The organism is Bradyrhizobium sp. MI1.10, assembly GCF_055811035.1.
Genome location: NZ_JBVVPN010000002.1, coordinates 270,414 through 294,417 on the forward strand (window position 1 = coordinate 270,414; position 24,004 = coordinate 294,417).

The following is a 24,004-nucleotide window of genomic DNA, read 5'->3' on the forward strand; positions in this document are numbered from 1 at the left end:
CTGAGAATCTGCCAACGACGCGACTTCCAAGTTCAAATTGGTCGAGCGCTCGGTCTTAGCTGAGTGACAGCGACGCCGGAGATCGCGAGCAGCCCGCCGATCATCAACATTGGGGTCATGCGTTCGCCAAGAAACAACACGCTCGACATCAAGGCGAACACCGGAAGCAGCAAACCGAAGGGCGCGACGCGACCCATGGAGCAACGCCCGATCAGCCAGAACCACAGGCCAAATCCGACAATTCCCCCGATGAAAATCGTATAGGCGAGTGCCAGCCAACCACGTCCATCTGCAGTGACGAGGCTCGCGAGTTGTCCATGTTCAAGGAGCAGCGACATCAACATGACCTGCGGCACCGTGAACAGCGAGGACCATCCCATCAACATCAGGGGATCAAAAGGGCCGTAGCGTTTCGTCAGGACATTGGACACCGCGAATGCGAAGGCTGCCCCGACCACGAGCAGCAGTGGAAGCGCGTTTGCGGACGGGCCGGGCCCCGCTGCCAGCACGACCACGCCGACAAATGCAAGCACCACTCCAGCGGACGTGGTGAGAGACGGCCGCTCCGCGAGCAGCGGCCAGGCCAGCAGGACGGTGAAGGGCGTGGCGAGTTGAATTGCGACGGCCGACATGCTTCCCGAGCCGAGGCCGAGGCCAACATAGAAGAGCCCGAAGTTCAGTCCGCCAAGGAAAAACGAAATCGCTGCGATCGGGCCAAACTGTTGACGTGCGGGCCTTTTGACGAAGGGAACAAGCAGCAGCGCGATGGCCAGGAAGCGCAGCGCGAGGAAGAAGAGGGGTGGAAACTCCATAACGCCCACTTTGATGGCCACGAATTGATAACCCCAGAGCAAGGGGACGACCACCGCGCAGACGATCTGGAAGCCGGACATGGTATCGTTCTTTTCAAGACCGTTCGGTCTAGATATAGGCGTGCGAGCAGCGGAAACGTCCATGGTTGTCTACCTGATGAAGCGGTCGAGAAAAGCGTCAACGGTGGCTTGCGAAATGATCCGTGTCGGTGCCGTTTTGCCGACCACCCGCAGGCCCTCGACGAAACAGACGAGAATTCGGGCGGCACTCGAAGGCTCGACACCATCGGCCAGCTTGCCCGCTGCCTTCGCACGGGAAAGTGCACCAGCCACCCGAGCCTCCATAGCTTTGAAAAAGCTCCCGATGCGACGATCAATTTCGGCATCACGGCCAGCCAGTTCCATGGCTGTGGCTACCAACAGGCATCCGCGCCGACCATTGGCACCGCTGTTGCGGTCAACATAGCCGGCAAGGTAGGCCCTTAGGCCGTCGATCGGCTCCCTGCGGGGGTCGAGTTCGATATCCATCCGTGTCAAGGCAATGGCAATGTAGCGATCAAGCGCAAGCAGGAACAGCGAGTGCTTGTCGCCGAAAGCGGCGTAGAGGCTGCCCCGCGAGAGCTTCGTCGCACGAAGAAGGTCCGGTAGCGCCGTGGCGTGATAGCCGCGGGACCAGAACACATCCATCGCGCGTTCGACGGCGGATTCCATGTCGAAACTTCGGGGACGGCCACGGGGCAACTGCACAGGGGTTTGGCGGGGCATTGCCGATATATAGACCGAATGGTCTTTAATTTCTAGGGGCGCCACCGCCGTTTGGCCGTCCGCCGATGTTTCTGCTTGGCCTCCCGAGCCGACAATTGCGCCTGTGTGAGTCCAGGCCCTAGCTTGCCTCCCGGCGGCGGCCTTCGTTGCCGCCGCGCTGGGCGAGACGGCTGCGATGAGCTGCGAACAGCTCCAGCACTTTGTCGGCGGGTTTTGCGGCGCTGAACAGATAGCCCTGCATCTCGGAGCAGCCGAGCGCGCGCAGCAACCGCTGCTGCTCCTCGGTCTCGACACCCTCGGCCGTGGTGGTCATGCGGCGGGCAGCCGCGAGATTGACGACCGCCTGCACGATGCTGGAGGAGCCGTCGGGGCCGGCGATGTCGTTGACGAAGCAGCGGTCGATCTTGATCTTGTCGAACGGGAAGCGGTGCAGATAGCTCAGCGAGGAGTAGCCGGTGCCGAAATCGTCGAGCGCGATGCGGACGCCGATGGCGCGGAGTTGATGCAGGATCGCAAGCGCGGTGTCGTCGTCGCGGATCAGCACCGCCTCGGTGATCTCAATCTCGAGCCGGCTTGCCGGCAAATTGGAGGCGGCAAGCGCTGCCATGATCTTCAGCGCCAGCGTGCCGCTCTTGAACTGCACCGGCGAGACGTTGACGGCGAGGCGGACGTCGTCGGGCCAGTTCGCTGCGTCCCGGCAGGCGGTCACCAGCACCCATTCGCCGATCTCGTTGATCAGGCCGGTGTCCTCGGCGATCGGGATGAACTCGGCCGGCGAGACCATGCCGCGTTCGGGATGGCGCCAGCGCACCAGCGCCTCGCAGCCGGTGATGCGGTCGTCCTTCAGGCTGAGGCAAGGCTGGTAATACACCTCGAGGCCGCCTTCGAGCCCGCCTTGGGCGATGGCGTGGCGCAGGTCGATCTCGAGCTGCCGCCGCTCGTGGATCTTGGCGTCCATCTCAGGCTCGAAAAAGCGATAAGTGCGGCGCCCGGCGGCTTTAGCGGCGTACATCGCCATATCCGCGTTCTTCAGGATCTGGTCCAGCGCCGTTCCATGTTGCGGCGCCAGCGCGATGCCGATGCTGGCGTCGGTGGCAAGATGATGTCCCATGCAGTCGAACGGCGCGCGGATGGCCTCAAACACCCGCGCGACGAGCTCGTTGACCTGATCCAGCGATGTCACCGCGCTCTGGATGATGGCAAATTCGTCGCCGCCGAGGCGCGCCACGAAGTCTGTCGGACCCGCACACCGGTGGAGGCTCTGCGCGACTGACTTCAGGAGCTCGTCGCCGATGAGATGCCCGAGCGCGTCGTTGACGCCCTTGAACTCGTCGATATCGATGTAGTGCACCGCGAGTTGTTCGCCCCCGGCGACGAGATCGAGTTCCTGACGTAGATGCTCGTGGAACATGGTGCGGTTGGGCAGGTCGGTCAGCGCGTCGTAGTGAGCGAGATGGGTGATGCGCTCCTCGATACGCCGGCGCTCCGTGATGTCCTCATGCGTCGCGACCCAGCCGCCGTCCGTGAGCGGTTCGTTGACGATCTGGATCGAGCGACCGTCGGAGGTCTCGACTACCATGGAATTGCGCACGTGGACGTCGCGCAGGACCCGTGCGACATACTGGTCCACATCGCCGGTGAACGAGCCGGTGGCTCTGCGGTGCGCAATGATATCGTGGAAGCTGCAGCCGGGTCTCACGATTTCGGACGACAGCCCGTACATCTCGATGTAGCGCTGATTGCAGATCACGAGCTGCTGCGATGCGTCGAACAGCAGCAGGCCCTGGGTCATGTTGTTGACGGCGCGGTCGAGACGCTGCTTTTCCAGCGTCAGCCGTTCCCGCGAAAGACGATGCTGCTCCAGGAGCTTGCGTATGATCGCGATCAGCACGCCCGCGATGGCGAGCGCGGAAGAGGCGGCGACCGAGATCAGGATGCCGATCTGCTCGCGCCAGTCCGTCAGGGCCGTCGCGCGCGTCGTGGTGGCCATCATCAGGATCGGGAAGTGAGGCAGGGCGTGTGAGGAAATCAGCCGGTCCTCGCCGTCGACGGGGCTCATGAAGCGGCCGGCAAAATGGTCGAGCCCGAAAACCCTTTGATGCGCGAACGGACCGTTCTTGAAATTCCGCCCCATCAATTCGCTGGAATGGGGATAACGGGCGAGCATCGTGCCGTCCCGGTGCAGCATCGAGATCGTCGTGCTTTCGCCGAGCACGGCGGACTCGAAGAACTTTTCGAAATTTGCCGGCTCGATGCCGCGTCCGACCGCACCCAAGAATTCGCCGTTCGGTCCGACGACCTTGCGCACGATCAGCATGGTCCAGGCGCCGGAGATGCGACTGTAGAGTGGCTCGATCAGGACGTCGGGAGCATCGGGATCGTACCGGAAGGTGCGAAAATAGGCGCGATCGGCAACGTTCACGTTCGGGGCCGGCCATGCCGTCGACGAATTGATCAAATTGCCTTCGGCATCGATGATATTGAGGCCGCCTATGTGGGGTAGTGCATCGATCTTCGAGCGCAGCATCCGGTGGAGGTCCTGGCCGGCGAGGCGCTTGCGATAGTCCGCCGCACTGGTGATGCCGCTCGCGCGGACGTAGTCGACGAAATCCTTCTGGATGACTGCGAAATCCTGCAATTGCTGGTCGAAATGATGGGCCAGCATCAGCACGGTGTTTTCCAGCTCGCGGCCGGAGCTGCGCAGCGCACGTTCGCGGAAATTCTGCGCCATCAGGGTCGCGCCGACCGCGATCGCAGCGATCAGCAGCGTGCCGCCCACCACCAGCCAGCGGATCGGTCCGCTGCGCACGAAGGCCTGGTCAAAAAGGCGACTGCCGAATCCCGTCATCATGATCGATCGTTGTGGTGCACACGTCAGGGTCAATTCTTGGCCCCGGGAACATCCGTCGGTTTACGGGAACGGAGTGGAGGCGAAGTTAGCAAGCTGGGTTAATGCGCCGTGAACGGACGCTCGCAAAAGCAATCAATATGCGGGACGCGAGACGTGCAGCATTGTCGGAAGCTTCCGCGCGGCCGGACAATTTCTGCCGACCATCGCGCTGATCGCCGCCGGCATCGCGCTTGCGATCATTGCCGTGGTGAACGGCCTGGGCAGCAAGCTCAATTCAAAATTCGGGGCGATCAGCGCGTCGTTGCGCTGATCGGCCGGGTTTCGCTGCGCGCCAGTATCGCCAACACGATCAGTGCCGCGACGATGTTCGCGGCGGCGCTGATCAGGATCGGCAAAGTATAGCTGTGATTGAGGTCGTAGGCGAAGCCGGCCGCACTCGGACCAACCAATGTCCCGAACGCCACGCTGGTGTAGAGAATGCCGATGATTCCGCTGACGTTGCGTCCGCCAAAATAGTCCATGACCACGGCGGGCAGCACCGCGACCCAGCCGCCGTAGAACACGCCGTAAATGAAGGCAAAAGCGGCGAGGGTCCGGACATCAGCGGCAATGGCCCAGATCGCCATCGCGAACGCCATTCCGATCATGACCATGATCAGAGAGCGATCGCGGCCCATCCGGTCGGCGATCGCGCCGAGAAAGAAGCGACCAGCGGTGCTGCCGGCCCCGATCACGCCCAGCAGCAGCACGGCAGAGGACGCCGCGACACCGTGGTCGCGCGCGTAAGGCACGAGATGAACGAATGGAACGAAGGCGCCGAACGAGCAGACCAGACACGATGCGTAAAGGGCGACAAAACGCGTCGACCGGACCGCCTCGCGCACCGAGGCGCCGCCGGCGTTGACCGTGTCCGCCGCGTCGCAAGGCGGATCGCCGTCGGGCCGGAGGCCGCGGTCCTTCGGATCGTTCTCGATGAGCATCGACATCCCGCCGCCCAGCACCAGCGCAATCGCGCCCAGCGCCAGATAGGCGCCGCGCCAGCCCATCGATGCGATCAGCAAGGAGGCGAGCGGCGGCATTGCCAGCGTGCCGAGCCCGATGCCGCTCACCGCGAGCCCAGAGGCAAAGCCGCGGCGCTTGACGAACCAGCGTTGCACCGCGCCGATTGCCGGAACATAGGCGCAGCCGACGCCGAGGCCGACACCGAGCCCGTAGGCGAGATAGACCTCCACGAGGGAACGTGCAGCGCTCGCGGCCGCAAGTCCAACCGCCATTAGGACCATGCCCGCTACGGCCAGTGGACGCGAACCGAGCCGGTCGGCGAGGGGACCGCTGACGAGTCCGAGAGCGAAGTACAGAAAGCCGGCAATCGAGAACACCAGCGAGATTGAACCACGGGAGGCGCCGAAATCGCGCTGGAGCGGCTCCAGAAATGCGCTGAAGGTGTAGACAGAACCAAAGCCGACGAACATCACGGCAAATGCCGCCGCGACCACGAACCAGCCGTGGAAAATGCTTCGACCTACGGGATTGAATGGAATGGTCAATGCTGCCTCCGCGAGGTGAGGGAAGGATGGCGACGATGCCACGACGTGACACGCTGGAATGCAGCGCCAGCGCGAACCAGCGTGGCCTCGTCGAGATGGGCGGCGACAAGCTGGAACGCGATCGGCAGTCCGTCCGCCGATGCACCACCTGGTAGCGTGATCGTGGGATGACCGGTCATGTCGAACGGGCAGGTGTAGCGCTGCAGCTTCGCGATCAGATCCGGCTGCTCGCCGAGCGTCCGGATCATGGCCAGCGTCAACGGCGCGAAAGGGTGGACCGGGATCAGCAGCAGGTCGATGGTCTCGAACAGTGCTGTCACCTGGCCGCGCAGTGCCAGCCGCCGCAGCAGGATCTTCTGATAATCGAGACCGGAGAGCGCGCGACCAGCCTCGAGCAGCGAGCCGAGGATTGGGCCATACTCATTCTTGCGGACAGGATAGGTCGCCTCGTGCGCGACCGCAGCTTCCACCGCACAATTAGGGGTCCAGTCGGCGATCGCCTGTTCTACGTCGGGAAATCTGACGTTGACGGTGTGGGCGCCAAGCGCACGAAAAGCATCGATGGCATCCGCCAACACGTGCTGTGTCGCAACGTCCACGTCCTCGCCGTTCCAGGCAGCGTCGACACCGATCCGCAGGCCCCGCACGTCCCGTGCGGCCGCGGCAAGATAGTCAGGCACCGGATTGAGCAGCGACGTCGGGTCGTTCGGGTCGTGTCCGGCGATGACCCCAAGCAGTACGCCGGCATCGACCGCGCTGCGGCCGATCGGTCCGATATGGTCGAGCGTCGCGGCCAGCTCGAACGTGCCGTGGCGGCTGACGCGGCCCCAGCTCGGCTTCAGCCCGGTCAGGCCGTTGGCGGCGCAGGGCCAGCGGATCGAGCCACCGGTGTCGGAGCCAAGTGAGCCGAAGCAAAGTCCGGCGGCCGTCGCGACCGCCGAGCCGCTGGACGAGATACCCGGCCAGTAATCCGGATTCCATGGATTTCTCGGTGGCGTCACCAGCGGGTGGTGATCGGAATAGGCGCCCTCGGTGAGCTGCAACTTGCCGAGCACCACACCGCCTGCATCCCTGATCCTGCGCGTGACGGTCGCATCTTCACCAGGACGGAAATCGCGATGAAGCGTGGTGCCGGCCGCCGTCGGAATGCCCTTGGTCCAAAACAGATCCTTCAGCGCAATCGGCACGCCATGCAGGGGGCCCCGATACTGGCCATTTGCGATCTCAGCGTCCGCGGCCTTCGCCTCGGCGATAGCCGTTTCCGGCATCACGTGAACGTAGCTGCCGAGTTCATGGTCCAGGGCGTCGATACGGTCGAGTTGCGCGCGCGTCACCTCCAACGCGGAGATTTCGCGCGCCTCGAGGCGTGCAGCAAGCTCGATGAGTTCGAGATAGTGCGGGGCTTCGGCCATGGCGTTCTCCATTTTGTCATCGCAACCTCGCTCGATTTCGATGAGATGCAGACACCTGTATAATAAATATACTGGTGTCTGTTGCTGTCAACCGGTAAATATGTTTTACTGGTGTTCCAATTCTCCGGGTATTCCGATGTCGAAAGAGTCACGCAAGTTCCAGGTTCCCGACGCGTTGGCGAACATCTACGATTTCGCCAACACGCTCGATGTTCGCCACTTCTCGCATTTCGGGGTGGAGCACCCGCAGAGCGACGAACTTGCCGGGATGAAGCAGCTCGCGGACTGGATGCAGGAGCGCGGCCTCGGCGGCGGGCGCATCACGCCCGCAATGTTCGCGACCGCGCTGCGGCTGCGCGAAGCGCTACGCGCCTATCTGCAATGCGAGCCGGCCGAGCGGCGCCGGAACAAGGAGGTTCTCGGCGCGCTCGGTGACGCGCTCGCGGCGTTTCCGTTGCGGGTGGAGGCGCGGGTTGGCTGCGGCGCAGTATTATCGGCGATACGCGACGATGCGCTCGCCGGCCTGTCGGCTATCGCCATCGAGTTGCACAACGCAACGCTTGTGGGAACGTTGGACCGGCTGAAGATGTGCGCCTCTGAGGAATGCCGGCGGGTGTTCTTCGATCGGTCGAAGCCATCGACGCGGCGGTGGTGCATGTCGACTCTGTGCGGCAATCGGATGAAGACGCGTGCCTATCGCGAGCGGCAGCGCGAGGCGAAATAGATTAGCCGCAATCAGACGCGGTAATGGCCGGACTTGCCGCCGAGCTTCTCGACCAGATGGATGCCTTCGATGCGCACGCCGCGTTCCACCGCCTTGATCATGTCGTAGATGGTGAGGCAGGCGACCGAGACGGCGGTGAGCGCTTCCATCTCGACGCCGGTCGGTCCCGTGACCTTCACGCTGGCGCGGACGAGGCAGCCCGGCAGCTTTGCGTCGGGCTCGATTTCGACCGTCACCTTCGACAGCGCGAGCGGATGGCAGAGCGGGATCAGCTCCGCGGTGCGCTTGGCGGCCATGATGCCGGCGATGCGGGCGGTGCCGAGCACGTCGCCCTTCTTGGCGTTGCCGGACACGATCAGGTCAAGCGTCGCCCTGGTCATGACGACGCGTCCTTCCGCGACCGCGAGCCGCTCGCTCGCGGGCTTGTCCGACACGTCAACCATCCGCGCCTCGCCGGAAGCGCCGATATGGGTGAGGGCAGGGCCGGTCTTGGTCGGTTTGGCCTTTGCGGGCTGACGCGCCATCAGTTCGTGCCTGTGGCGCGCGCGGTCTCGCGCGCCAGCAGTGTGCGCGTCGCAGCGGTAACGTCGGCTTGCCGCATCAGGCTCTCGCCGACCAGGAAGGTCGACATGCCGACGCGCTCGAGCCGGGCGAGATCGGCGGGCGTGAAGATACCGCTCTCGCCGACCATCAGCCGATCCCCGGGTATGAGCGGAGCCAATGTTTCGCTGGTCGCAAGCGTGGTTTCGAAGGTGCGCAAATTGCGATTGTTGACGCCGATCATCGGCGAACGCAGCTTCAGCGCGCGGTCAAGCTCGGCGCGGTCGTGGATCTCGATCAGTACGTCCATGCCATAGGCGATGGCGGCGTCCTCGAGCTCTTTGGCCGTGGCATCACCGAGCGCCGCCATGATGATCAGGATGCAGTCGGCGCCGTGCGCGCGGGCCTCCGCCACCTGATAAGTGTCGAACATGAAATCCTTGCGCAGCACCGGCAGTGACGTTGCCGCGCGGCCCGCCACCATGAAGTCGAGATGGCCCTGGAACGAGGGCGTGTCCGTCAGCACCGACAGGCAGGCAGCGCCCCCGGCCTCATAGGCCCTGGCAAGCAACGGCGGATCGAAATCGGCGCGGATCAGGCCCTTTGACGGCGAGGCCTTCTTCACCTCCGCGATCAGCGCGAAGTCGCCATTGGCGTGCTTGGCCCTGATCGCGCGCAGGAAGCCGCGCGGTGCTGGTTGCGCCCTGGCCTTCGCCTCCACCGCCGACAGCGGCTGCGCGCGCTTGGCCGCAGCGATTTCCTCGCGCTTGTAGGCTTCGATCTTGGTCAAGATGTCCGACATGTCAGGCTCAGTCGTTAGAGACCGCGATCAGATGTTTCAGCCGCGCGCGCGCCGCTCCGCTGTCGAGTGATTTTGCGCCGATCACGACACCTTCCTTGAGATCCCTGGCACGCCCGGCCACGACCAATGCGGCAGCGGCGTTGATCAGCGCGACGTCACGGTAGGGGCTCGGCTTGCCGTCGAGCACGCCCTGCAAGGCGATAGCGTTGGCGTCGGCGTCGCCGCCTTTGAGTGCACCGGCCTCGCAGCGCGGCAGGCCCGCGTCCTCCGGTGTCACCTCGAAATTCCGGATCTCGCCATTGTGGAGCGCGGAGACGAAGGTCGGACCGGTGAGGGTGATCTCGTCGAGGCCATCGGAACCGTGCACGACCCAGGCGGATTCGGAGCCGAGGTTCTTGAGCACTTGCGCCAGCGGCTGCACCCATTGCCGGGAGAACACGCCGACCATCTGCCGCTTCACGCCGGCTGGGTTGGTCAGCGGCCCGAGCAGATTGAAAATCGTGCGCGTGGCAAGCTCCACCCGGGTCGGGCCGACGTTCTTCATGGCGGGATGATGGGCGGGGGCGAACATGAAGCCGATGCCGCATTCGCGCACGCAGCGACCGACCTGCTCGGGCCTCAGATCGATCTTCACCCCGAGCGAGGCCAGCACGTCGGCGGTGCCCGAGCGCGACGACAGCGCGCGGTTGCCGTGCTTGGCGACCGGCAGGCCTGTGCCCGAGACGATGAAGGAGGCACAGGTCGAGACGTTGACCGAGCCGGAGCCGTCGCCGCCGGTGCCGACGATGTCGACGGCCTCGGGCGGTGCCGCCACGGTCAGCATCTTGGAGCGCATTGCCATGACCGCGCCGGTGATCTCGTCGACGGTCTCGCCGCGCACCCGCAGCGCCATCAAGAGGCCGCCCATCTGCGAAGGCGTGGCTTCGCCGGACATCAGGGCGTCGAAGGCGGACGCCGCTTCGTCACGCGACAGGCTGGCGCCGGTCGCCACTTTTCCTATGATCGATTTCAGGTCGTCCATCGCGTGCTTTCAACTCACTGGTTCGCGCCGGTCACCTGCGCGAAGGCGGCCTGATTAATGGTGGTCCCGATGTCGGTTTCAAGCTTGTTGACGTAGGAAGCGACCTGCTCCTCGGTCTGCGCGCGGTCGAGAGTGTCCTTCAGCTTCTTGATCGCCTCGGACCCGGCATCGACCGTGGGATCGATGATCTCAGTGACGCGGAACACGATCACCTCGGTGCCGCCGGTCACTGCCGTCTGCCCGACGCCGTCCTTGCCGACGCGGAAGGCGGCCGACACGACGGTTGCGGGCACGCTGGCGGGCGAGTCGTCGCGCTTGAAGCCGCTGGCGGTCTCGACCTTGGCGCCGATCGCGACTGCTTCGTCGGCGAGCTTGCCGCCTGATTCGAGCTTCTGCACGATCTCGGTCGCCTTGGCCTTCAGCTTGGTCGCGATCTGGTCCTGGCGCCAGCGCGCCTCGACCTGGTCGCGAACCTCGTCGAGATTGCGGTCGCGCGACGGCGTGATGGCAAGCACGTCGTACCAGACATAGCCGCCCTTGAACGAGATCGAGTCGTTGTCGACGCCGACATCGGTGTTGAAGGCCTGCGACACCACGTCGAGGCCCTGCGGAATGCCGGAGACCGGCTGGCCGCTCGGGGCGCGGCCGGAACGGTCGACGGCGTCGATCGTCACGGCAGTGAGGCCTAGCTTCTGCGCCGCGTCGATCACGCTGGCACCGCCGCCGCGCTCGTCTTCCATCTTGTCGCGAAGATCGGCGACCTTGACGCGCGCGCGCTCGGTGGCGATCTCGCGCTTGATGTCGGCGGCAACGCTCGCGTAATTCGCCTCCACGCCCGGCTCGATCTTTTCGACCTTGACGATCGACGTGCCGAGACGGCCCTGGATGGGCTGGCTGATTTCACCGGCGGGAAGCGCGAAGACAGCGTCTCCAACTGCGGGATCGAGCGAGGATTTGGTCACGAGCCCGAGATCGACGTCGGACGCGCTCAGTCCGCGCTCCTTGCCGAGGTCCTCGAACGACGTCCCGCTGGTGAGCCGCTCGCGTGCGGCCTGCGCCTCGGCGGCGTTGGGAAATACGATCTGCTGGATCTGGCGCTTCTCCGGCGTGCCGAGCCGATCCTTGCGCTGCTCGAACGCTTTCTTGGCGTCCTCGTCCGACACCTCGCTCCACTTGCCGATCTCCTCCGGCGAGACCACGACGAACGCGATCTTGCGATATTCGGGCGCGCGGAACTGGACCTTGTGATCCTCGAAATAGGCGGCGAGCGCCTCGGGCGATGGCGCGTCGATGGTGCCTGCCTGGGCTGCGTCGAGCCTGACGAATTCAATGGCGCGCTGCTCGTTCTGGAAGCGCGTCAGCACGTCGAGCATCGCCTTCGGCGGCTCGATACCGGCACCGATTGTGCCGGTGATCTGCCGACGCAGCGAGACCTTGCGCTGCTCGGAGACGTAGCGCTGCTCGGTGTAGCCGAAATTGCGGATCACGGACTGGAAGCGGTTCGGATCGAAGTTGCCGCCGACGCCCTTGAAGTTCGGGTCGTTCATGATGAGCTGGCGGATCTGGTCGTCCGACTGGCCGAGCCCGAGCCGGCGCGCCTCTTCGTCGAGGGCGGCCTCCGCGATCGTCTGCTGGAGCACCTGACGGTCGAGGCCGAAGGCGCGCGCCTGTTCAGGCGACAGCGGCCGGCCGAACTGGCGGCTGATCTGCTGGAGGCGATCGGTGTAAATCTGGCGGAACTCGTTCAGGGAAATCTCGGTGCCGCCGACCTTGGCCACGGTGGATTGCCCAAAACCCTTGAAGATGTCGGCAATGCCCCAAACGCCGAAACTGATGATCAGCACGCCCATCACAACGGCCATAATGGTCTTGCCGAGCCAGTTTGATGAGGCCTTGCGCATTCCTCGAAGCATTTGGTCCAACTTGTTTGGCAGGAGGGGAACGGGAGCGCGTCTTAATGCAGATTCCGCAAAAGCGCGTCACCAAATTGATCAATCATCATAAAGTGGTGGCTTTCCCCCCGCAACCTCGGGTCTAGCAGGCTTTCGATCCCTGCGGTCAAAAGCCCCTGGTCTCTGGAACTGCCACGGGACCTCTGCTAGCGCATGAACAAACCGAAATTTGCTGGAATTTGACATGACCGATGCCATCCGCCCCCTGATCGCCGGCAACTGGAAAATGAACGGCCTGAAGGCCTCGACTGCCGAATTCGACGCCATGCTCAATGGCGCGGCAGAGGTGGCCGGCAAAGCCGACCTGCTGGTTTGCCCGCCGGCGACCCTGATCGCTGCCTTTGCCGAGAAGGCACGCGGCAAGAAGGTCGCGGTGGGGGCCCAGGATTGCCACCCCAAGGCCTCCGGCGCCCATACCGGCGATATCGCCGCCGAAATGCTGGCGGATTCGGGTGCGACCGCGATCATCGTCGGCCATTCCGAGCGCCGCGCCGACCATGGCGAGGGCGATGCCTTGATCCGGCAGAAGGCTGAGGCCGCCTGGCGCGCCGGGGTGACTGCCATCGTCTGCATCGGCGAGACGCAGGGGCAGCGCGATGCGGGCCAGACCCTCGATATCCTGCGCGGTCAGCTCAACGGCTCGCTGCCGGATGGCTCGACTGCCGCCAATCTGGTCGTGGCCTATGAGCCGGTCTGGGCGATCGGCACTGGCCTGACCCCGACCTCGGGGGATGTCGAGCAGATTCATGGCTTTATCCGGGAATTCCTGACCTCCCGGTTCAAGGCCGACGGCGCCGGGATGCGCATCCTCTATGGCGGCTCGGTCAAGCCGTCGAACGCGGCGGAGCTGATGGCCGTGAAGAACGTCAATGGCGCACTGGTCGGCGGAGCCAGCCTGAAGGCGGCCGATTTCCTTGCGATTGCGCAGGGCTGTCCCTAGCTAACTCCAAACCTTAGGACCCGGCGGATCGGGGGTGGCAATGCCCCCTCCGATCGTGTAACACCGCGCAACTTCAGGAAAACCCGCGAAGCACGATTGGCCGCCGTCTCGGCGCTGTCGGCTTGTGACGGAAGGACACTATGCAGACTGTTGTCATCGTCATTCACCTCATGATCGTCACCGTCATGATCGGCGCCGTCCTGCTCCAGAAGTCGGAAGGCGGGGGCCTCGGCATGGGAGGTGGCGCAGGCTTCATGTCGAGCCGCGGCACCGCGAACCTTTTGACGCGGACCACCGCAATTTTGGCCGTTGGCTTCTTCCTCACCAGCCTGTTCCTGTCCTGGTATGCCGGCTACGACCGCAAGCCGTCGTCGATCATCGGCGCGCCGGCGTCGCAGACCCAGCCGGCCGGTGGCGGACCAATCGCTCCGCCGACCTCGGGCGGCATCCTGGATTCGCTGAAGAAGGCCGACGAGCAGCAGCAGGCTCCGGCACCGAGCGGCCCGCAGGTACCGCGTTCGCAATAAAGCAGGGGGGCCATGCAGGGCGGCTTCTACCGTCCTGCATCAACAATCCCCATCAAGGCTCTGTCACCACTCTTAGTTCTGGCTCACCCACAGCCCCGCAAAATGTTTGGGGCGGAATACGAATCGCTTTGGCGAATCGAATTCGAGGGATTAGAGGTTAAGCCCCATGGCGCGGTACATATTCATCACCGGCGGCGTGGTTTCTTCGCTCGGCAAGGGTCTGGCTTCAGCGGCACTCGGTGCCCTGTTGCAAGCCCGGGGCTACAAGGTCCGCCTCCGCAAGCTCGACCCCTATCTCAACCTCGATCCCGGAACGATGTCGCCGTATCAGCACGGCGAAGTGTTCGTGACCGATGACGGCGCGGAGACCGACCTCGATCTCGGTCACTATGAGCGCTTCACCGGGCGCCCGGCGACCAAGGCCGACAACATCACGACCGGGCGCATCTACCAGGACATCATCTCCAAGGAGCGGCGCGGCGATTATCTCGGCGCGACCATCCAGGTGGTTCCGCACGTCACCAACGCCATCAAGGATTTCGTCCTCGACGGCAACGACGATTACGACTTCGTGCTGGTCGAGATCGGTGGCACCGTCGGCGATATCGAGGGCCTGCCGTTCTTCGAGGCGATCCGCCAGCTCAAGAACGAGCTGCCGCGCGATCACGCCATCTACATTCATCTGACGCTGCTGCCTTACATCCCGAGCGCCGGTGAGCTGAAGACAAAGCCGACGCAGCACTCCGTCAAGGAGCTGCGCTCGATCGGCATCCAGCCGGACATCCTGCTCTGCCGTACCGATCGCGAGATCCCGAAGGAGGAACGGCGCAAGCTCGGGCTGTTCTGTAACGTGCGCGAGAGCGCCGTCATCGAGGCGCGCGACGCCGACAGCATCTACGCTGTCCCTCAGGCTTACCACGCCGCAGGCCTCGACGACGAAGTGCTTGCCGCCTTCGGCATCGGCTCGCGGATTCCGCCGGAGCTGCGGAGCTGGCAGCAGATCAACGAGCGCATCCGCAATCCCGAGGGCAACGTCACCATCGCCATCGTCGGCAAATATACCGGCATGAAGGATGCGTACAAGTCGCTGATCGAGGCGCTCTCGCATGGCGGCATCGCCAACAAGGTGAAGGTAAATCTCGACTGGATCGAAAGCGAGATCTTCGAGAAGGAAGATCCCGCGCCGTTCCTCGAGCACGTCAACGGCATTCTGGTGCCCGGCGGCTTCGGCCAGCGGGGCGCCGAAGGCAAGATCCGAGCGGCCCAGTTCGCGCGCGAGCGCGACGTGCCGTATTTCGGCATCTGCTTCGGCATGCAGATGGCGGTGATCGAGGCAGCTCGGAATCTCGTCGGGATCGAGGAGGCCAACTCCACCGAGTTCGGCCCGACCAAGGAGCCCCTGGTCGGCCTGATGACGGAATGGCTGCGCGGCAACGAGCTCGAGAAGCGCACCAACGCCGGCGATCTCGGCGGCACGATGCGCTTGGGCGCCTATCCGGCGGCGCTCAATCGCGGCAGCCGCGTCTCGGAGGTCTACGGCGGCGCGACCGAGATTTCCGAGCGCCACCGCCATCGCTACGAGGTCAACACCGCCTACAAGGATCGCCTCGAGCAGCACGGGCTGAAATTCTCGGGCCTGTCGCCCGACGGCGTGCTGCCGGAGATCGTCGAGTACGAGGATCACCCCTGGTTCATCGGCGTCCAGTTCCATCCCGAACTGAAGTCGCGCCCCTTCGAGCCGCATCCGCTGTTCGCGTCGTTCATTCGTGCGGCGATGGTGCAGAGCCGCCTGGTGTAAGCGGCTCAGGGCGTGGCGGTGCAGTCACGTGCGAGAAGCATCGGCTCCGGCGCAGCCGGCATTGACGTATCAGGCGCAAGCGATCCCGTGACGAGCTTCATCTGCGGTCGTCGCGTCAGCTTGTAGACGGCGGCCGGCGGCACGTTCAGCAGGGCACGATCCACCAGCTTTGCGCGCAAGCCTAGCCGGTCGAGCACGGGCCGCGGGATCGGGCAACTCATGCCGTAGGTGAACTGGTAGAACGCGCCGCCGGGGCGGACATGACTGAACGCGCCACCGACGATCGAGACGACCTTGCGCGTCGACATGTTGAGCAGCGGCAGGCCGCTCACGACCGCGCCGACGGGTGCGCCGTCATAGAGGCGTTCCGCTGCCAGCCGCCCCGCATCCATCCACAAGACGCGCGCGTTGGGGAAACGCATCTGTAGCAGCTTCATGAAGCCGGAGCCGTATTCGACCAGCGTGAGGTCCTGCTGGCGCACGCCGCGTTTGAGCAGCTTGTAGGTGAACGCGCCGGTGCCGGGGCCGAGCTCGAGAACAGGGCCGGTCGATGCGGTGATCTCGCGGGTGATGAGATCGGCCAGCGCCGCGCCTGACGGCGCGATCGCGCCGACGCGACGCGGGGCTGACATCCATGACAGGAAGAACGAGAGGAAATCGTTGGGCATGCGCACTCCGGCATCTTGGTTGCGCCTCGCAGGTCAGAGGTGAGGCGGCCGAACAATCGCTTGCGTGCATTGCGACAGCATTGCGTGCCGCGTGCCGATTGCGTCAATTCTCCCGGACTGGCGGCAGTGAAATCCTGAAGCACGCGCCGCCGATCGCTCCGTCCGCGACCGAGATGTGGCCGCCATGCAGGAGCACGATCTCGCGCACCATGTTGAGGCCGAGGCCGGCACCGCGATCGAGCGGTGTCAGCCGGTAGAACGGCTCGAATATCTGTTCGCGCTGATCGGCCGGAATGCCGACGCCTTCGTCCGTGACCTCGATGCTCGCGGGCCTAGTGACACGAATGCCGATGGTGCCGCGGCGAGGGCCGTGCTGGATCGCATTCTGCACGAGGTTGGTCAGCGCGCGCTCCAGCGCCGCCGCATCGCCGATCGTTTCGACCGGCGTGGAGGGGGCATCGAGCGCCAGCTCGTAGCCGGCGGCAATGGCCAGCGGCGCGAGATCTGCGGCCGCACTTTGCGCGATTGCGACGAGGTCGATGCGCGTGAAGGGATGACCGCAGCGGTCGAGGCGCTGAATGTCGAGCAGTTGCTCGGCAAGCGTAGCCAGCCGCGCGGAATCCTCCAGCAACCGGGTCTTCTCCGGCCCCGCCGGAAGCGACTCCAGCCGCGTGTTCAGGATTGCAATTGGCGTGCGCAACTCGTGTGCGGCATCGGCGACGAAGCGCTTGTGGCGGGCATAGCCCTGGTCTAGCCGCGCCAGCGCGTCGTTGACCGCGGTCACGAGCGACATGACCTCCAGCGGAATCCGGTCCAGCGACAGCCGCGCGCCGCGTTGATGGATGTCGATGCGCCGCGCCTGGTCGGCCGTCGCATCGATCCCCCTAAAGGCGCGCCGCACGATCATCGGCGTCGCGATGAACGTCGCCGTTCCCATGAGGAGCAGGCCGGGCAGGGCGACGCCGAGCAATGCAAGCGACGTCATGAACAACGCCTTGGCGCCGGTGAGCTTGCCTTGCGTCGCCGTGATGATTTGCACATTGCCGGCGTCGGTGTCGACCCGCTTCAGCCGCGCCGGGGGCTTGCGCGGATCGTCCTCGAACAGCTGCCAGCCGAGCCGCGCCTGGCTGATCTGGTCGAGACTGCTGCCGATGGCGGCGAACTCGGACGGCACGGCGCCTTCGCTGAGCGAACGTCCCTGCCTGTCGCGGACCAGGAACCAGAGATCGGGAGTCTCGCTGCGCAACTGTTTCAGCTCGGTCGTCGACCGCAGGACCAGGTCGCCTTGCGCGTCGCGCGCGAGCGCGCGCTGGACGATTTCGATCACGCGATCTTCGTCGCGCCCGGCGATCGCGAACCCCGACGCGCTCAACGCCCCGACGATGACGGCAACGAGCGCCGTGAGCAGCACCGCCTGGAGCGACAGCAGGCGCCAGCTCAGCCGCGAGCGCAGGCAATAGGGATCGTGGTGCTTGCTCATGGCAGCTTCTTCAGCAGATAGCCGACGCCGCGGATGCCGTGGATCTCCACGCGCGCATCGGCTTCCGAGAGTTTGCGGCGCAGTCGCGACACGTGTGTATCGAGCGCATTCGACTGGATCTCGTCGTCGAAACTGTAGACGGCTTCTTCCAGCGCCGAGCGCAGCACGGTTCGGCCCATGCGGCGGACCAGGGCTTCCAGCACGAGGAGCTCGCGTCGCGGCAGCTCGAGGGGAGCCCCGTCGATGCTTGCCTCGCGATGGCCGAAATCGAAAGCGAGGCGGCCGGCGTGCATGATGTCGGGCTGCATCCCGGCGGGCCGGCGCAGCACGGCGCGCAGCCGCGCCAGTAATTCCTCCACCGCGAACGGCTTTGACAGATAATCATCCGCCCCGCAGTCCAGTCCGGCGACACGATCGGCGAGTTCGCCGCGCGCCGTCAACACGATGATCGGCACGCCGTCGGCGCGCGCCCGCAGTTTCGGGATCAGGGTGAGACCGTCGCCATCGGGAAGCTGGCGATCGAGCAGGACGGCGGCGTGGACGTCGGCAGAAATGGCCTCTTCCGCCTCCGCGAGCGTGGGGGCGTGGTCCACCACCATGTCGTAGCGCTTCAGCGCCGACGCCAGCGCGTCCGCCATTTCGGCCTCGTCCTCGACGAGCAAAATCCGCATGATCCGCACCTCAACCTCAATCGCGCCAATCTAGCGGCCGTATCATTGCGGCAGCATTGCGGGAACCGGCTGCGGGACGGGGACTTTGAGCGGACCCTAGCCATGCGCGGAACGCCACCGGGGGCGGCCGAGCGGGCCTCAAGACACCGTCAGGGCCAGCCGTTATAACCCCCGGACCTGATCAGGGAGGAACAAGAATGATTTATGAAATGCGCATCTATCGCTGCGTGCCCGGGCGCCTGCCGGCGCTGCTCAAGCGGTTCGAGACCGTCACGCTGAAGGTGTGGGAAAAGCACGGCATCAGGCAGGCCGGGTTTTTCACGACCCTGATCGGTGAATCCAACCAGGAGCTGACCTATTTCCTGGCCTGGGAGTCGCTCGCCGAGCGCGAGAAGAAGTGGGCCGCCTTCATGACCGATCCGGACTGGATGAAAGGGCGCGCCGAGAGCGAGGCGGACGGGCAGATTGTCGGCAATATTGTCAGCCAGATCCTGGCGCCGACCGCCTTCTCGGCGGTGAAGTAGAGGCGGCCGGCGCTCGGGCGTCGCCGGGAGCCTGGGCGCAACCCTGATATTCTGGGAGCCTAGGCCGAATGGGGTTGATCCGCCCTTCATCGCGGCTATGGTCGCGCCGAAACGAGGGATTTGCCTTGAGCTCTTCGACGTCAGCGGCGCCGGTCGTCACCATTGGCAAGGTCAAATTCGGCAATGATCTGCCGATCTCGATCATTGCCGGGCCGTGTCAGCTCGAAAGCCGCCAGCATGCGCTGGAGGTGGCCTCCGCACTGAAGGAGATCGCCGCGCGACTGCAGATCGGCCTCGTCTACAAGACCTCATTCGACAAGGCCAATCGCACCAGCGCGTCGGCTGCGCGTGGCCTCGGGCTTGCCCAGTCGCTGCCGATCTTCGCCGAAATCCGATCGTCGCTCGGCCTGCCGGTCCTGACTGACGTGCACGACGCCGCGCAGTGCGCCGAGGTGGCGCAAGCGGTGGACATCCTGCAGATCCCGGCCTTCCTGTGTCGCCAGACCGATCTGCTGCTGGCGACCGCCGCAACCGGCAAGGTCGTCAACGTCAAGAAGGGCCAGTTTCTCGCGCCCTGGGACATGGCCAATGTCGTGTCCAAGATCACGAGCGCGAACAATCCCAACGTGCTCGTGACCGAACGTGGTGCGTCCTTCGGCTACAACACGCTGGTCTCCGACATGCGCGCCTTGCCGATCCTGGCGCGCACCACCGGCGCACCCGTGATCTTCGATGCCACTCATTCGGTGCAACAGCCGGGCGGGAAGGGGACGTCTTCCGGAGGCGAGCGCGAATTCGTGCCGGTGCTCGCGCGCGCAGCCGTCGCTGTCGGTGTTGCCGGTGTCTTCATCGAGACTCATCCCGACCCCGACAGCGCGCCGTCCGACGGACCCAACATGGTGCCGCTGCGCGAGTTCGAAGGGCTGATCCGAAGGCTGATGGCGTTCGACACGCTCGCCAAGGATTCGACCAAAGCCGACCCGCGCTGATGCAGCAAGGCGAGGCGCGGGCGCACGATCACGGCCTGCCGGCCGCGCTCTACGTCATCTCCGGTGCAAGCTTTGCCGCGGCGCTCTCCGCGCGCGCGCTCGATCCGGTGCTGCCGCACGTCGCCGAGGATTTTGGCGTCAGTATCGCGACGGCTGCGGGCTTTGCCGCGGTGTTCGCCTTCACCTTCTCGATCATCCAGCCGATCGTCGGTGCCGCCGCCGATCTGTTCGGCAAGACGCGGCTGATGATCGGCTGCCTCGCGCTGCTCGGCCTTGCCAATATCCTGGGGGCGCTCTCGAGCTCGTTCTCTGTTCTGTTCGCAACCCGTATCCTCGCCGGCATCGGCTCGGGCGGCGTGTTTCCGGTGGCGCTCAGCCTGACCAGCGATCTCGTCGGTCCGGAGAAACGCCAGGTCGCGATCAGCCGCACGCTCGCCGGCGCGATGACCGGCAATCTCCTCGGCGCCTCGGCCTCCGGGCTGATCGGCGACTTCCTCGGTTGGCGCGGCGTGCTGGCGGTGCTCGGCGCGCTCGTGATCGTTGCGTCGATCGCGGTTGCCGCCGGCTTTCGTGGCGCCAAGGTCAAGCATCCGCCGAAGACGAGCCTGTCGGCGCTGAAAGCGGGCTATCGCACCATCTTCACCAATCCAAATGCTTACGTGTGCTATTCGGCCGTGTTCGTCGAAGGCTGTTGCGTGCTCGGCCTGTTTCCCTACATCGCTTCGTTCCTGTTCGAGCTCGGTCAGACCTCGTTCTCGATCGCGGGCATGGTCATCGCGGGCTTTGCGGTCGGCGGCTTGTTCTACACACTGACTGTGTCGCGCCTGCTGCCATGGCTGGGCATGAAGGGCATGATGATCGCGGGCATGACGCTGGTCGCTTCGCAGCTCGTTGTCGTCGCCTTCGGCCCGCGCTGGGAAGTGCAGGCGCTCAATCTCGTCGTGATGGGATGGGGCTTCTACATCGCCCATGGCTGCCTTCAGATGTTTGCCAGCGAACTCTCGGTCGAGGCACGCGCGACCGCGCTGTCGCTGCATTCGTTCTTCTTCTTCATGGGGCAGACGGTCGGGCCGCTCGCCTATGGCCTTGGCCTGCAGCATGGCGGCAAGATGCCGACCCTGTTCGCGAGCGCCGCCATCATGGTGGCGCTCGGTTTCGTGTGCGCGCGGCTGTTGAAGCAGCGGGAGCCGGCGGATGCGCGGACCTGACGGAAGTATCGAGCTAACGCTCTTTGAGCTTTAGCAGCATCAATGCCGCCGGCCGGCGTAGGCGCTAGTTTCCGATCGGCTCCATGCCGCTTGCTATGATCGCGTCGCGGGCGGCCGGGGAAGCCAGGAACTTGATCAAGGCCCGGCCAGCCTCGGGCTCTTTGGAAACGCTTGCGATGCCGGCTGAGAAGATCGTGATCTGCTGCAATTCGTTCGGCAGCGGTCCGACGATATCGATCCCCTTCACGGGCTTCAGCTCGCTGATCTGCTGAAAGCCGAGCTCGGCATCGCCGTGGGCGACGATCTCGCCGACCGGCGTGGCCGGAATCTTGCGCGCCTTGTCCTTCATGACATCGGCAATGCCGAGCTTTCCAAACATTTCGGTCGAGACGTAGACGCCGCTGGCGCTGTCGGAATAGGCGATCGTCTTCGCCGCGAGCAACGCGCGCTTGACCGCCTCCACCGAGCTGATGTCCGGCTTCGGCGCGCCAGATTTCACGGCGACGCCGATCGGCGATCTCGTCAGGTCGACCTGGCTGCCGGCAACGACCTTGCCCTTGCTGGCGAGATCGGTGAGGGCGTAGCCCACCATGATCAGGACATCGGCCGCCTCGCCGCGCTCCAACCGGACGGGTATCGCATTGGTCGTGGTCCCCATCGACGGCCCATATTCCGTCAAGACCTTGTTGCCGGTGGCCTTCTCGAACTCGGGCACAAGCGCCTTGTAGGCAGCCGTCAGGCCGCCCGAGATCATCACCCGGACTTCGGCAGCCTCGGCCGCGCCGGTCAGCCACAGGATGCCCAGAAGGCCCAATCCAAGGTTTCGGAATGTTGCTGAGGTCGATTTCATTGTTGTTCCTCTCCCACTAACCCCTTCCGCGATAGGGCGCGACGCCCTGTTCCGGCACCCACAATCCCTTGGGCGCGCGGCCGGTCTGCCAGAACACGTCGATCGGGATGCCGCCGCGCGGATACCAATAGCCGCCGATGCGCAAGAACTTCGGCTTGATCTCGCTTGCGATGCGCTTGCCGATCATCACCGTGCAATCCTCGTGGAAGGCGCCGTGATTGCGGAAGCTCGCGATGTAGAGCTTGAGCGATTTCGACTCCAGCAACCATTGGCCGGGGGCGTAGTCGATCATCAGATGTGCGAAATCCGGCTGTCCGGTGACCGGGCAGAGCGAGGTGAACTCGGGCACGGTGAAACGGACCAGATAATCGGTGCCTCCTTGCGGATTGGGCACGCGGTCGAGTTTTGCCTTCTCGGGCGCATCCGGCCATTCCACGGCGCGGCCAAGCTGCAAAGCAGGGGAGTTGTTCGATTTGCTGGGTTTTTTCGACATCAGGCCGCCTCCGTGGCGCCCTCTTAGCCAATCATCGTGCGGCCGTCACCCGGCCTTTTCCGTTTCGATGCATTGCGGTAGAAGCACCCCAACTGACTGCTTAGTCCCCGAAAAGAGGCCCTCATGACCGCCATCATCGACATCATCGGACGCGAAATCCTGGATAGCCGTGGCAATCCCACCGTCGAGGTCGACGTCGTGCTGGAAGATGGTGCGCTCGGCCGTGCCGCCGTGCCGTCAGGCGCCTCGACCGGTGCCCATGAGGCGGTGGAACTGCGCGACGGCGACAAGGCCCGCTATCTCGGCAAGGGCGTCACCAAGGCGGTCGGCGCCGTCAACGGCGAGATCTTCGAGGCGCTGAGCGGCCTCGATGTCGAGCAGCAGGCCCAGCTCGACCAGATCATGATCGACCTCGACGGCACGCCGAACAAGAGCCGGCTGGGCGCCAACGCCATCCTCGGCGTGTCGCTCGCCTGCGCCAAGGCGGCCGCGAACTCGCTCGACATGCCGCTGTACCGTTACGTCGGCGGCACCTCCGCGCGTCTCTTGCCGGTGCCGATGATGAACATCATCAATGGCGGCATGCACGCCGACAACCCGATCGACTTCCAGGAGTTCATGATCCTCCCCGTGGGCGCGTCCTCCTTCGCCGAGGGCCTGCGCTACGGCGCGGAGGTCTTCCACACTCTGAAGTCCGAATTGAAGAAGGCCGGCCACAACACCAATGTCGGCGACGAGGGCGGCTTCGCCCCGAACCTGCCGTCCGCGGACGCCGCGCTCGAATTCGTCATGAACGCGATCGGCAAGGCCGGTTACAAGGCGGGCTCCGACATCGTCATCGGCCTCGACTGCGCCTCGACCGAGTTCTTCAAGGACGGCAAGTACGTCTACGAAGGCGAGGGCAAGACCCGCTCGATCTCCGAGCAGGCCAAGTACCTTGCCGACCTCGTCTCGCGCTATCCGATCGTGACCATCGAGGACGGCATGTCGGAAGACGACATGGACGGCTGGAAGGAGTTGACCGACCTCGTCGGCAAGAAGTGCCAGCTCGTCGGCGACGATCTCTTCGTCACCAACGTCAAGCGGCTCGCTGAAGGCATCAAGGCCGGACGGGCCAACTCGATCCTGATCAAGGTCAACCAGATCGGCACGCTGACCGAGACTCTCGCCGCCGTCGAGATGGCGCACAAGGCCGGCTACACCTCGGTGATGTCGCACCGCTCCGGCGAGACCGAGGATTCCACCATCGCCGACCTCGCGGTCGCCACCAATTGCGGACAGATCAAGACCGGCTCCCTTGCGCGCTCCGATCGCACCGCCAAATACAACCAGCTCTTGCGCATCGAGCAGCAGCTCGGCAAGCAGGCGCTCTACGGCGGCAAGGCGGCACTGAAGGCGCTGGCATAAGCCAGCGCTCGGACAAGGACAGG

General features: G+C 64.7%; 23 protein-coding genes. 9 read left to right on the forward strand and 14 right to left on the reverse strand.

All coding sequences use genetic code 11. The features are described 5' to 3' along the window. Window positions 1-32 precede the first annotated feature (32 nt). From AC0L3K_RS03390 to AC0L3K_RS03400, 3 genes are all read right to left on the reverse strand, one after another. On the reverse strand, window positions 33-893 hold the full coding sequence (locus tag AC0L3K_RS03390) for a DMT family transporter (RefSeq protein ID WP_035992605.1): 861 nt from the start codon (window positions 891-893) through the stop codon (window positions 33-35). A gap of 69 nt (window positions 894-962) precedes the next feature. Beyond that, entirely contained in the window at window positions 963-1,523 is a 561-nt protein-coding gene (locus AC0L3K_RS03395) for a TetR/AcrR family transcriptional regulator (protein ID WP_245285849.1), read from the reverse strand. Between the two features lie 172 nt (window positions 1,524-1,695). Continuing rightward, window positions 1,696-4,428: a bifunctional diguanylate cyclase/phosphodiesterase gene (locus AC0L3K_RS03400; protein ID WP_354128688.1), complete on the reverse strand. Its 2,733-nt coding sequence runs from the start codon at window positions 4,426-4,428 to the stop codon at window positions 1,696-1,698. Window positions 4,429-4,621: 193 nt separating this feature from the next. Here AC0L3K_RS03400 and AC0L3K_RS03405 point away from each other — a divergent pair, with 193 nt between their 5' ends. Then, entirely contained in the window at window positions 4,622-4,738 is a 117-nt protein-coding gene (locus AC0L3K_RS03405; protein ID WP_245286067.1) for a Flp family type IVb pilin, read from the forward strand. On the opposite strand, the gene AC0L3K_RS03410 is transcribed toward AC0L3K_RS03405, so the two are convergent. Both AC0L3K_RS03410 and AC0L3K_RS03415 read right to left on the reverse strand, forming a co-directional pair. After that, entirely contained in the window at window positions 4,719-5,975 is a 1,257-nt protein-coding gene (locus AC0L3K_RS03410; RefSeq protein WP_007590594.1) for an MFS transporter, read from the reverse strand. The genes AC0L3K_RS03405 and AC0L3K_RS03410 overlap by 20 nt on opposite strands. After that, the gene (locus tag AC0L3K_RS03415) at window positions 5,972-7,387 is read right to left on the reverse strand and encodes an amidase (protein WP_007590595.1); all 1,416 of its coding nucleotides are present in this window, start codon (window positions 7,385-7,387) and stop codon (window positions 5,972-5,974) included. Before AC0L3K_RS03415 ends, AC0L3K_RS03410 begins: the two co-directional genes overlap by 4 nt. Before the next feature lie 136 nt (window positions 7,388-7,523). Between AC0L3K_RS03415 and AC0L3K_RS03420 the strand changes: the two genes are divergently transcribed. Beyond that, a complete protein-coding gene (locus tag AC0L3K_RS03420; protein ID WP_007590597.1) occupies window positions 7,524-8,111 on the forward strand; it encodes a CGNR zinc finger domain-containing protein in 588 nt (195 codons plus the stop codon). Between the two features lie 11 nt (window positions 8,112-8,122). Here the strand turns inward: AC0L3K_RS03420 and moaC are convergent, their stop codons facing one another. Genes moaC through AC0L3K_RS03440 form a run of 4 tightly spaced genes read right to left on the reverse strand, consistent with a single transcriptional unit; the run spans window position 8,123 to window position 12,387 of the window. Then, window positions 8,123-8,635 carry a cyclic pyranopterin monophosphate synthase MoaC gene (gene moaC, locus AC0L3K_RS03425; RefSeq protein WP_007590598.1) on the reverse strand — a complete coding sequence of 171 codons (513 nt, stop codon included), beginning with the start codon at window positions 8,633-8,635 and terminating at the stop codon, window positions 8,123-8,125. Next, on the reverse strand, window positions 8,635-9,453 hold the full coding sequence (gene trpC, locus AC0L3K_RS03430) for an indole-3-glycerol phosphate synthase TrpC (RefSeq protein WP_007590599.1): 819 nt from the start codon (window positions 9,451-9,453) through the stop codon (window positions 8,635-8,637). The genes moaC and trpC overlap by 1 nt, the downstream gene beginning before the upstream one ends. A 7-nt stretch (window positions 9,454-9,460) precedes the next feature. Continuing rightward, complete coding sequence (gene trpD / locus AC0L3K_RS03435) at window positions 9,461-10,474, reverse strand: anthranilate phosphoribosyltransferase (RefSeq protein WP_007590600.1); 1,014 nt, start codon at window positions 10,472-10,474, stop codon at window positions 9,461-9,463. Window positions 10,475-10,488: 14 nt separating this feature from the next. Then, the gene (locus tag AC0L3K_RS03440; protein WP_354128686.1) at window positions 10,489-12,387 is read right to left on the reverse strand and encodes a peptidylprolyl isomerase; all 1,899 of its coding nucleotides are present in this window, start codon (window positions 12,385-12,387) and stop codon (window positions 10,489-10,491) included. A gap of 223 nt (window positions 12,388-12,610) precedes the next feature. Between AC0L3K_RS03440 and tpiA the strand changes: the two genes are divergently transcribed. The 3 genes from tpiA (at window position 12,611) to AC0L3K_RS03455 (ending at window position 15,691) form a co-directional block, all read left to right on the forward strand. Further along, the gene (gene tpiA, locus AC0L3K_RS03445; RefSeq protein WP_007590602.1) at window positions 12,611-13,366 is read left to right on the forward strand and encodes a triose-phosphate isomerase; all 756 of its coding nucleotides are present in this window, start codon (window positions 12,611-12,613) and stop codon (window positions 13,364-13,366) included. A gap of 140 nt (window positions 13,367-13,506) precedes the next feature. Next, entirely contained in the window at window positions 13,507-13,893 is a 387-nt protein-coding gene (secG, locus tag AC0L3K_RS03450; RefSeq protein WP_007590603.1) for a preprotein translocase subunit SecG, read from the forward strand. A 166-nt stretch (window positions 13,894-14,059) separates the two neighbouring features. Further along, window positions 14,060-15,691 (forward strand): CTP synthase, encoded by a 1,632-nt coding sequence (locus tag AC0L3K_RS03455; protein WP_007590604.1) that lies wholly within the window; start codon window positions 14,060-14,062, stop codon window positions 15,689-15,691. Window positions 15,692-15,696: 5 nt separating this feature from the next. Here the strand turns inward: AC0L3K_RS03455 and AC0L3K_RS03460 are convergent, their stop codons facing one another. The 3 genes from AC0L3K_RS03460 to AC0L3K_RS03470 form a co-directional block, all read right to left on the reverse strand. Continuing rightward, entirely contained in the window at window positions 15,697-16,359 is a 663-nt protein-coding gene (locus AC0L3K_RS03460) for a class I SAM-dependent methyltransferase (protein ID WP_473365475.1), read from the reverse strand. Window positions 16,360-16,462: 103 nt separating this feature from the next. Next, complete coding sequence (locus tag AC0L3K_RS03465) at window positions 16,463-17,839, reverse strand: sensor histidine kinase (RefSeq protein WP_354128685.1); 1,377 nt, start codon at window positions 17,837-17,839, stop codon at window positions 16,463-16,465. Next, window positions 17,836-18,510, reverse strand: a complete 675-nt coding sequence (locus AC0L3K_RS03470; RefSeq protein WP_007590606.1) for a response regulator transcription factor — start codon at window positions 18,508-18,510, stop codon at window positions 17,836-17,838. The genes AC0L3K_RS03465 and AC0L3K_RS03470 overlap by 4 nt, the downstream gene beginning before the upstream one ends. A gap of 197 nt (window positions 18,511-18,707) precedes the next feature. Between AC0L3K_RS03470 and AC0L3K_RS03475 the strand changes: the two genes are divergently transcribed. The 3 genes from AC0L3K_RS03475 to AC0L3K_RS03485 all read left to right on the forward strand — a co-directional run bounded on the left by AC0L3K_RS03475 (window position 18,708) and on the right by AC0L3K_RS03485 (window position 21,231). Next, a complete protein-coding gene (locus AC0L3K_RS03475) occupies window positions 18,708-19,034 on the forward strand; it encodes an NIPSNAP family protein (protein ID WP_007590607.1) in 327 nt (108 codons plus the stop codon). A gap of 125 nt (window positions 19,035-19,159) precedes the next feature. Further along, window positions 19,160-20,023 (forward strand): 3-deoxy-8-phosphooctulonate synthase, encoded by an 864-nt coding sequence (gene kdsA, locus AC0L3K_RS03480; RefSeq protein WP_035992609.1) that lies wholly within the window; start codon window positions 19,160-19,162, stop codon window positions 20,021-20,023. Further along, window positions 20,023-21,231 (forward strand): MFS transporter, encoded by a 1,209-nt coding sequence (locus AC0L3K_RS03485; protein ID WP_473365476.1) that lies wholly within the window; start codon window positions 20,023-20,025, stop codon window positions 21,229-21,231. The genes kdsA and AC0L3K_RS03485 overlap by 1 nt, the downstream gene beginning before the upstream one ends. 64 nt (window positions 21,232-21,295) lie before the next feature. Here AC0L3K_RS03485 and AC0L3K_RS03490 read toward each other — a convergent pair whose 3' ends face one another. Together AC0L3K_RS03490 and queF are read right to left on the reverse strand one after the other, a co-directional pair. Continuing rightward, entirely contained in the window at window positions 21,296-22,081 is a 786-nt protein-coding gene (locus tag AC0L3K_RS03490) for a substrate-binding domain-containing protein (RefSeq protein WP_007590610.1), read from the reverse strand. A gap of 16 nt (window positions 22,082-22,097) precedes the next feature. Beyond that, a complete protein-coding gene (queF, locus tag AC0L3K_RS03495) occupies window positions 22,098-22,574 on the reverse strand; it encodes a preQ(1) synthase (protein WP_007590611.1) in 477 nt (158 codons plus the stop codon). A 123-nt stretch (window positions 22,575-22,697) separates the two neighbouring features. On the opposite strand from queF, the gene eno reads away from it, so the two are divergent. Beyond that, window positions 22,698-23,981, forward strand: a complete 1,284-nt coding sequence (gene eno, locus AC0L3K_RS03500) for a phosphopyruvate hydratase (protein WP_007590612.1) — start codon at window positions 22,698-22,700, stop codon at window positions 23,979-23,981. Window positions 23,982-24,004: the final 23 nt, after the last annotated feature.

What these genes read in the sequence shown, in the direction of transcription:
- AC0L3K_RS03440 (WP_354128686.1), bottom strand. Translation starts at nt 12,387, where the DNA reads ATGCTTCGAGGAATGCGCAAGGCCTCATCAAACTGGCTCGGCAAGACC.
- AC0L3K_RS03400 (WP_354128688.1), bottom strand. Translation starts at nt 4,428, where the DNA reads ATGATGACGGGATTCGGCAGTCGCCTTTTTGACCAGGCCTTCGTGCGC.
- AC0L3K_RS03395 (WP_245285849.1), bottom strand. Translation starts at nt 1,523, where the DNA reads ATGGAATCCGCCGTCGAACGCGCGATGGATGTGTTCTGGTCCCGCGGC.
- trpC (WP_007590599.1), bottom strand. Translation starts at nt 9,453, where the DNA reads ATGTCGGACATCTTGACCAAGATCGAAGCCTACAAGCGCGAGGAAATC.
- eno (WP_007590612.1), top strand. Translation starts at nt 22,698, where the DNA reads ATGACCGCCATCATCGACATCATCGGACGCGAAATCCTGGATAGCCGT.
- AC0L3K_RS03485 (WP_473365476.1), top strand. Translation starts at nt 20,023, where the DNA reads ATGCAGCAAGGCGAGGCGCGGGCGCACGATCACGGCCTGCCGGCCGCG.
- secG (WP_007590603.1), top strand. Translation starts at nt 13,507, where the DNA reads ATGCAGACTGTTGTCATCGTCATTCACCTCATGATCGTCACCGTCATG.
- AC0L3K_RS03420 (WP_007590597.1), top strand. Translation starts at nt 7,524, where the DNA reads ATGTCGAAAGAGTCACGCAAGTTCCAGGTTCCCGACGCGTTGGCGAAC.
- AC0L3K_RS03475 (WP_007590607.1), top strand. Translation starts at nt 18,708, where the DNA reads ATGATTTATGAAATGCGCATCTATCGCTGCGTGCCCGGGCGCCTGCCG.
- AC0L3K_RS03490 (WP_007590610.1), bottom strand. Translation starts at nt 22,081, where the DNA reads ATGAAATCGACCTCAGCAACATTCCGAAACCTTGGATTGGGCCTTCTG.
- trpD (WP_007590600.1), bottom strand. Translation starts at nt 10,474, where the DNA reads ATGGACGACCTGAAATCGATCATAGGAAAAGTGGCGACCGGCGCCAGC.
- AC0L3K_RS03470 (WP_007590606.1), bottom strand. Translation starts at nt 18,510, where the DNA reads ATGCGGATTTTGCTCGTCGAGGACGAGGCCGAAATGGCGGACGCGCTG.
- AC0L3K_RS03415 (WP_007590595.1), bottom strand. Translation starts at nt 7,387, where the DNA reads ATGGCCGAAGCCCCGCACTATCTCGAACTCATCGAGCTTGCTGCACGC.
- queF (WP_007590611.1), bottom strand. Translation starts at nt 22,574, where the DNA reads ATGTCGAAAAAACCCAGCAAATCGAACAACTCCCCTGCTTTGCAGCTT.
- tpiA (WP_007590602.1), top strand. Translation starts at nt 12,611, where the DNA reads ATGACCGATGCCATCCGCCCCCTGATCGCCGGCAACTGGAAAATGAAC.
- AC0L3K_RS03465 (WP_354128685.1), bottom strand. Translation starts at nt 17,839, where the DNA reads ATGAGCAAGCACCACGATCCCTATTGCCTGCGCTCGCGGCTGAGCTGG.
- moaC (WP_007590598.1), bottom strand. Translation starts at nt 8,635, where the DNA reads ATGGCGCGTCAGCCCGCAAAGGCCAAACCGACCAAGACCGGCCCTGCC.
- AC0L3K_RS03460 (WP_473365475.1), bottom strand. Translation starts at nt 16,359, where the DNA reads ATGCCCAACGATTTCCTCTCGTTCTTCCTGTCATGGATGTCAGCCCCG.
- AC0L3K_RS03390 (WP_035992605.1), bottom strand. Translation starts at nt 893, where the DNA reads ATGTCCGGCTTCCAGATCGTCTGCGCGGTGGTCGTCCCCTTGCTCTGG.
- AC0L3K_RS03455 (WP_007590604.1), top strand. Translation starts at nt 14,060, where the DNA reads ATGGCGCGGTACATATTCATCACCGGCGGCGTGGTTTCTTCGCTCGGC.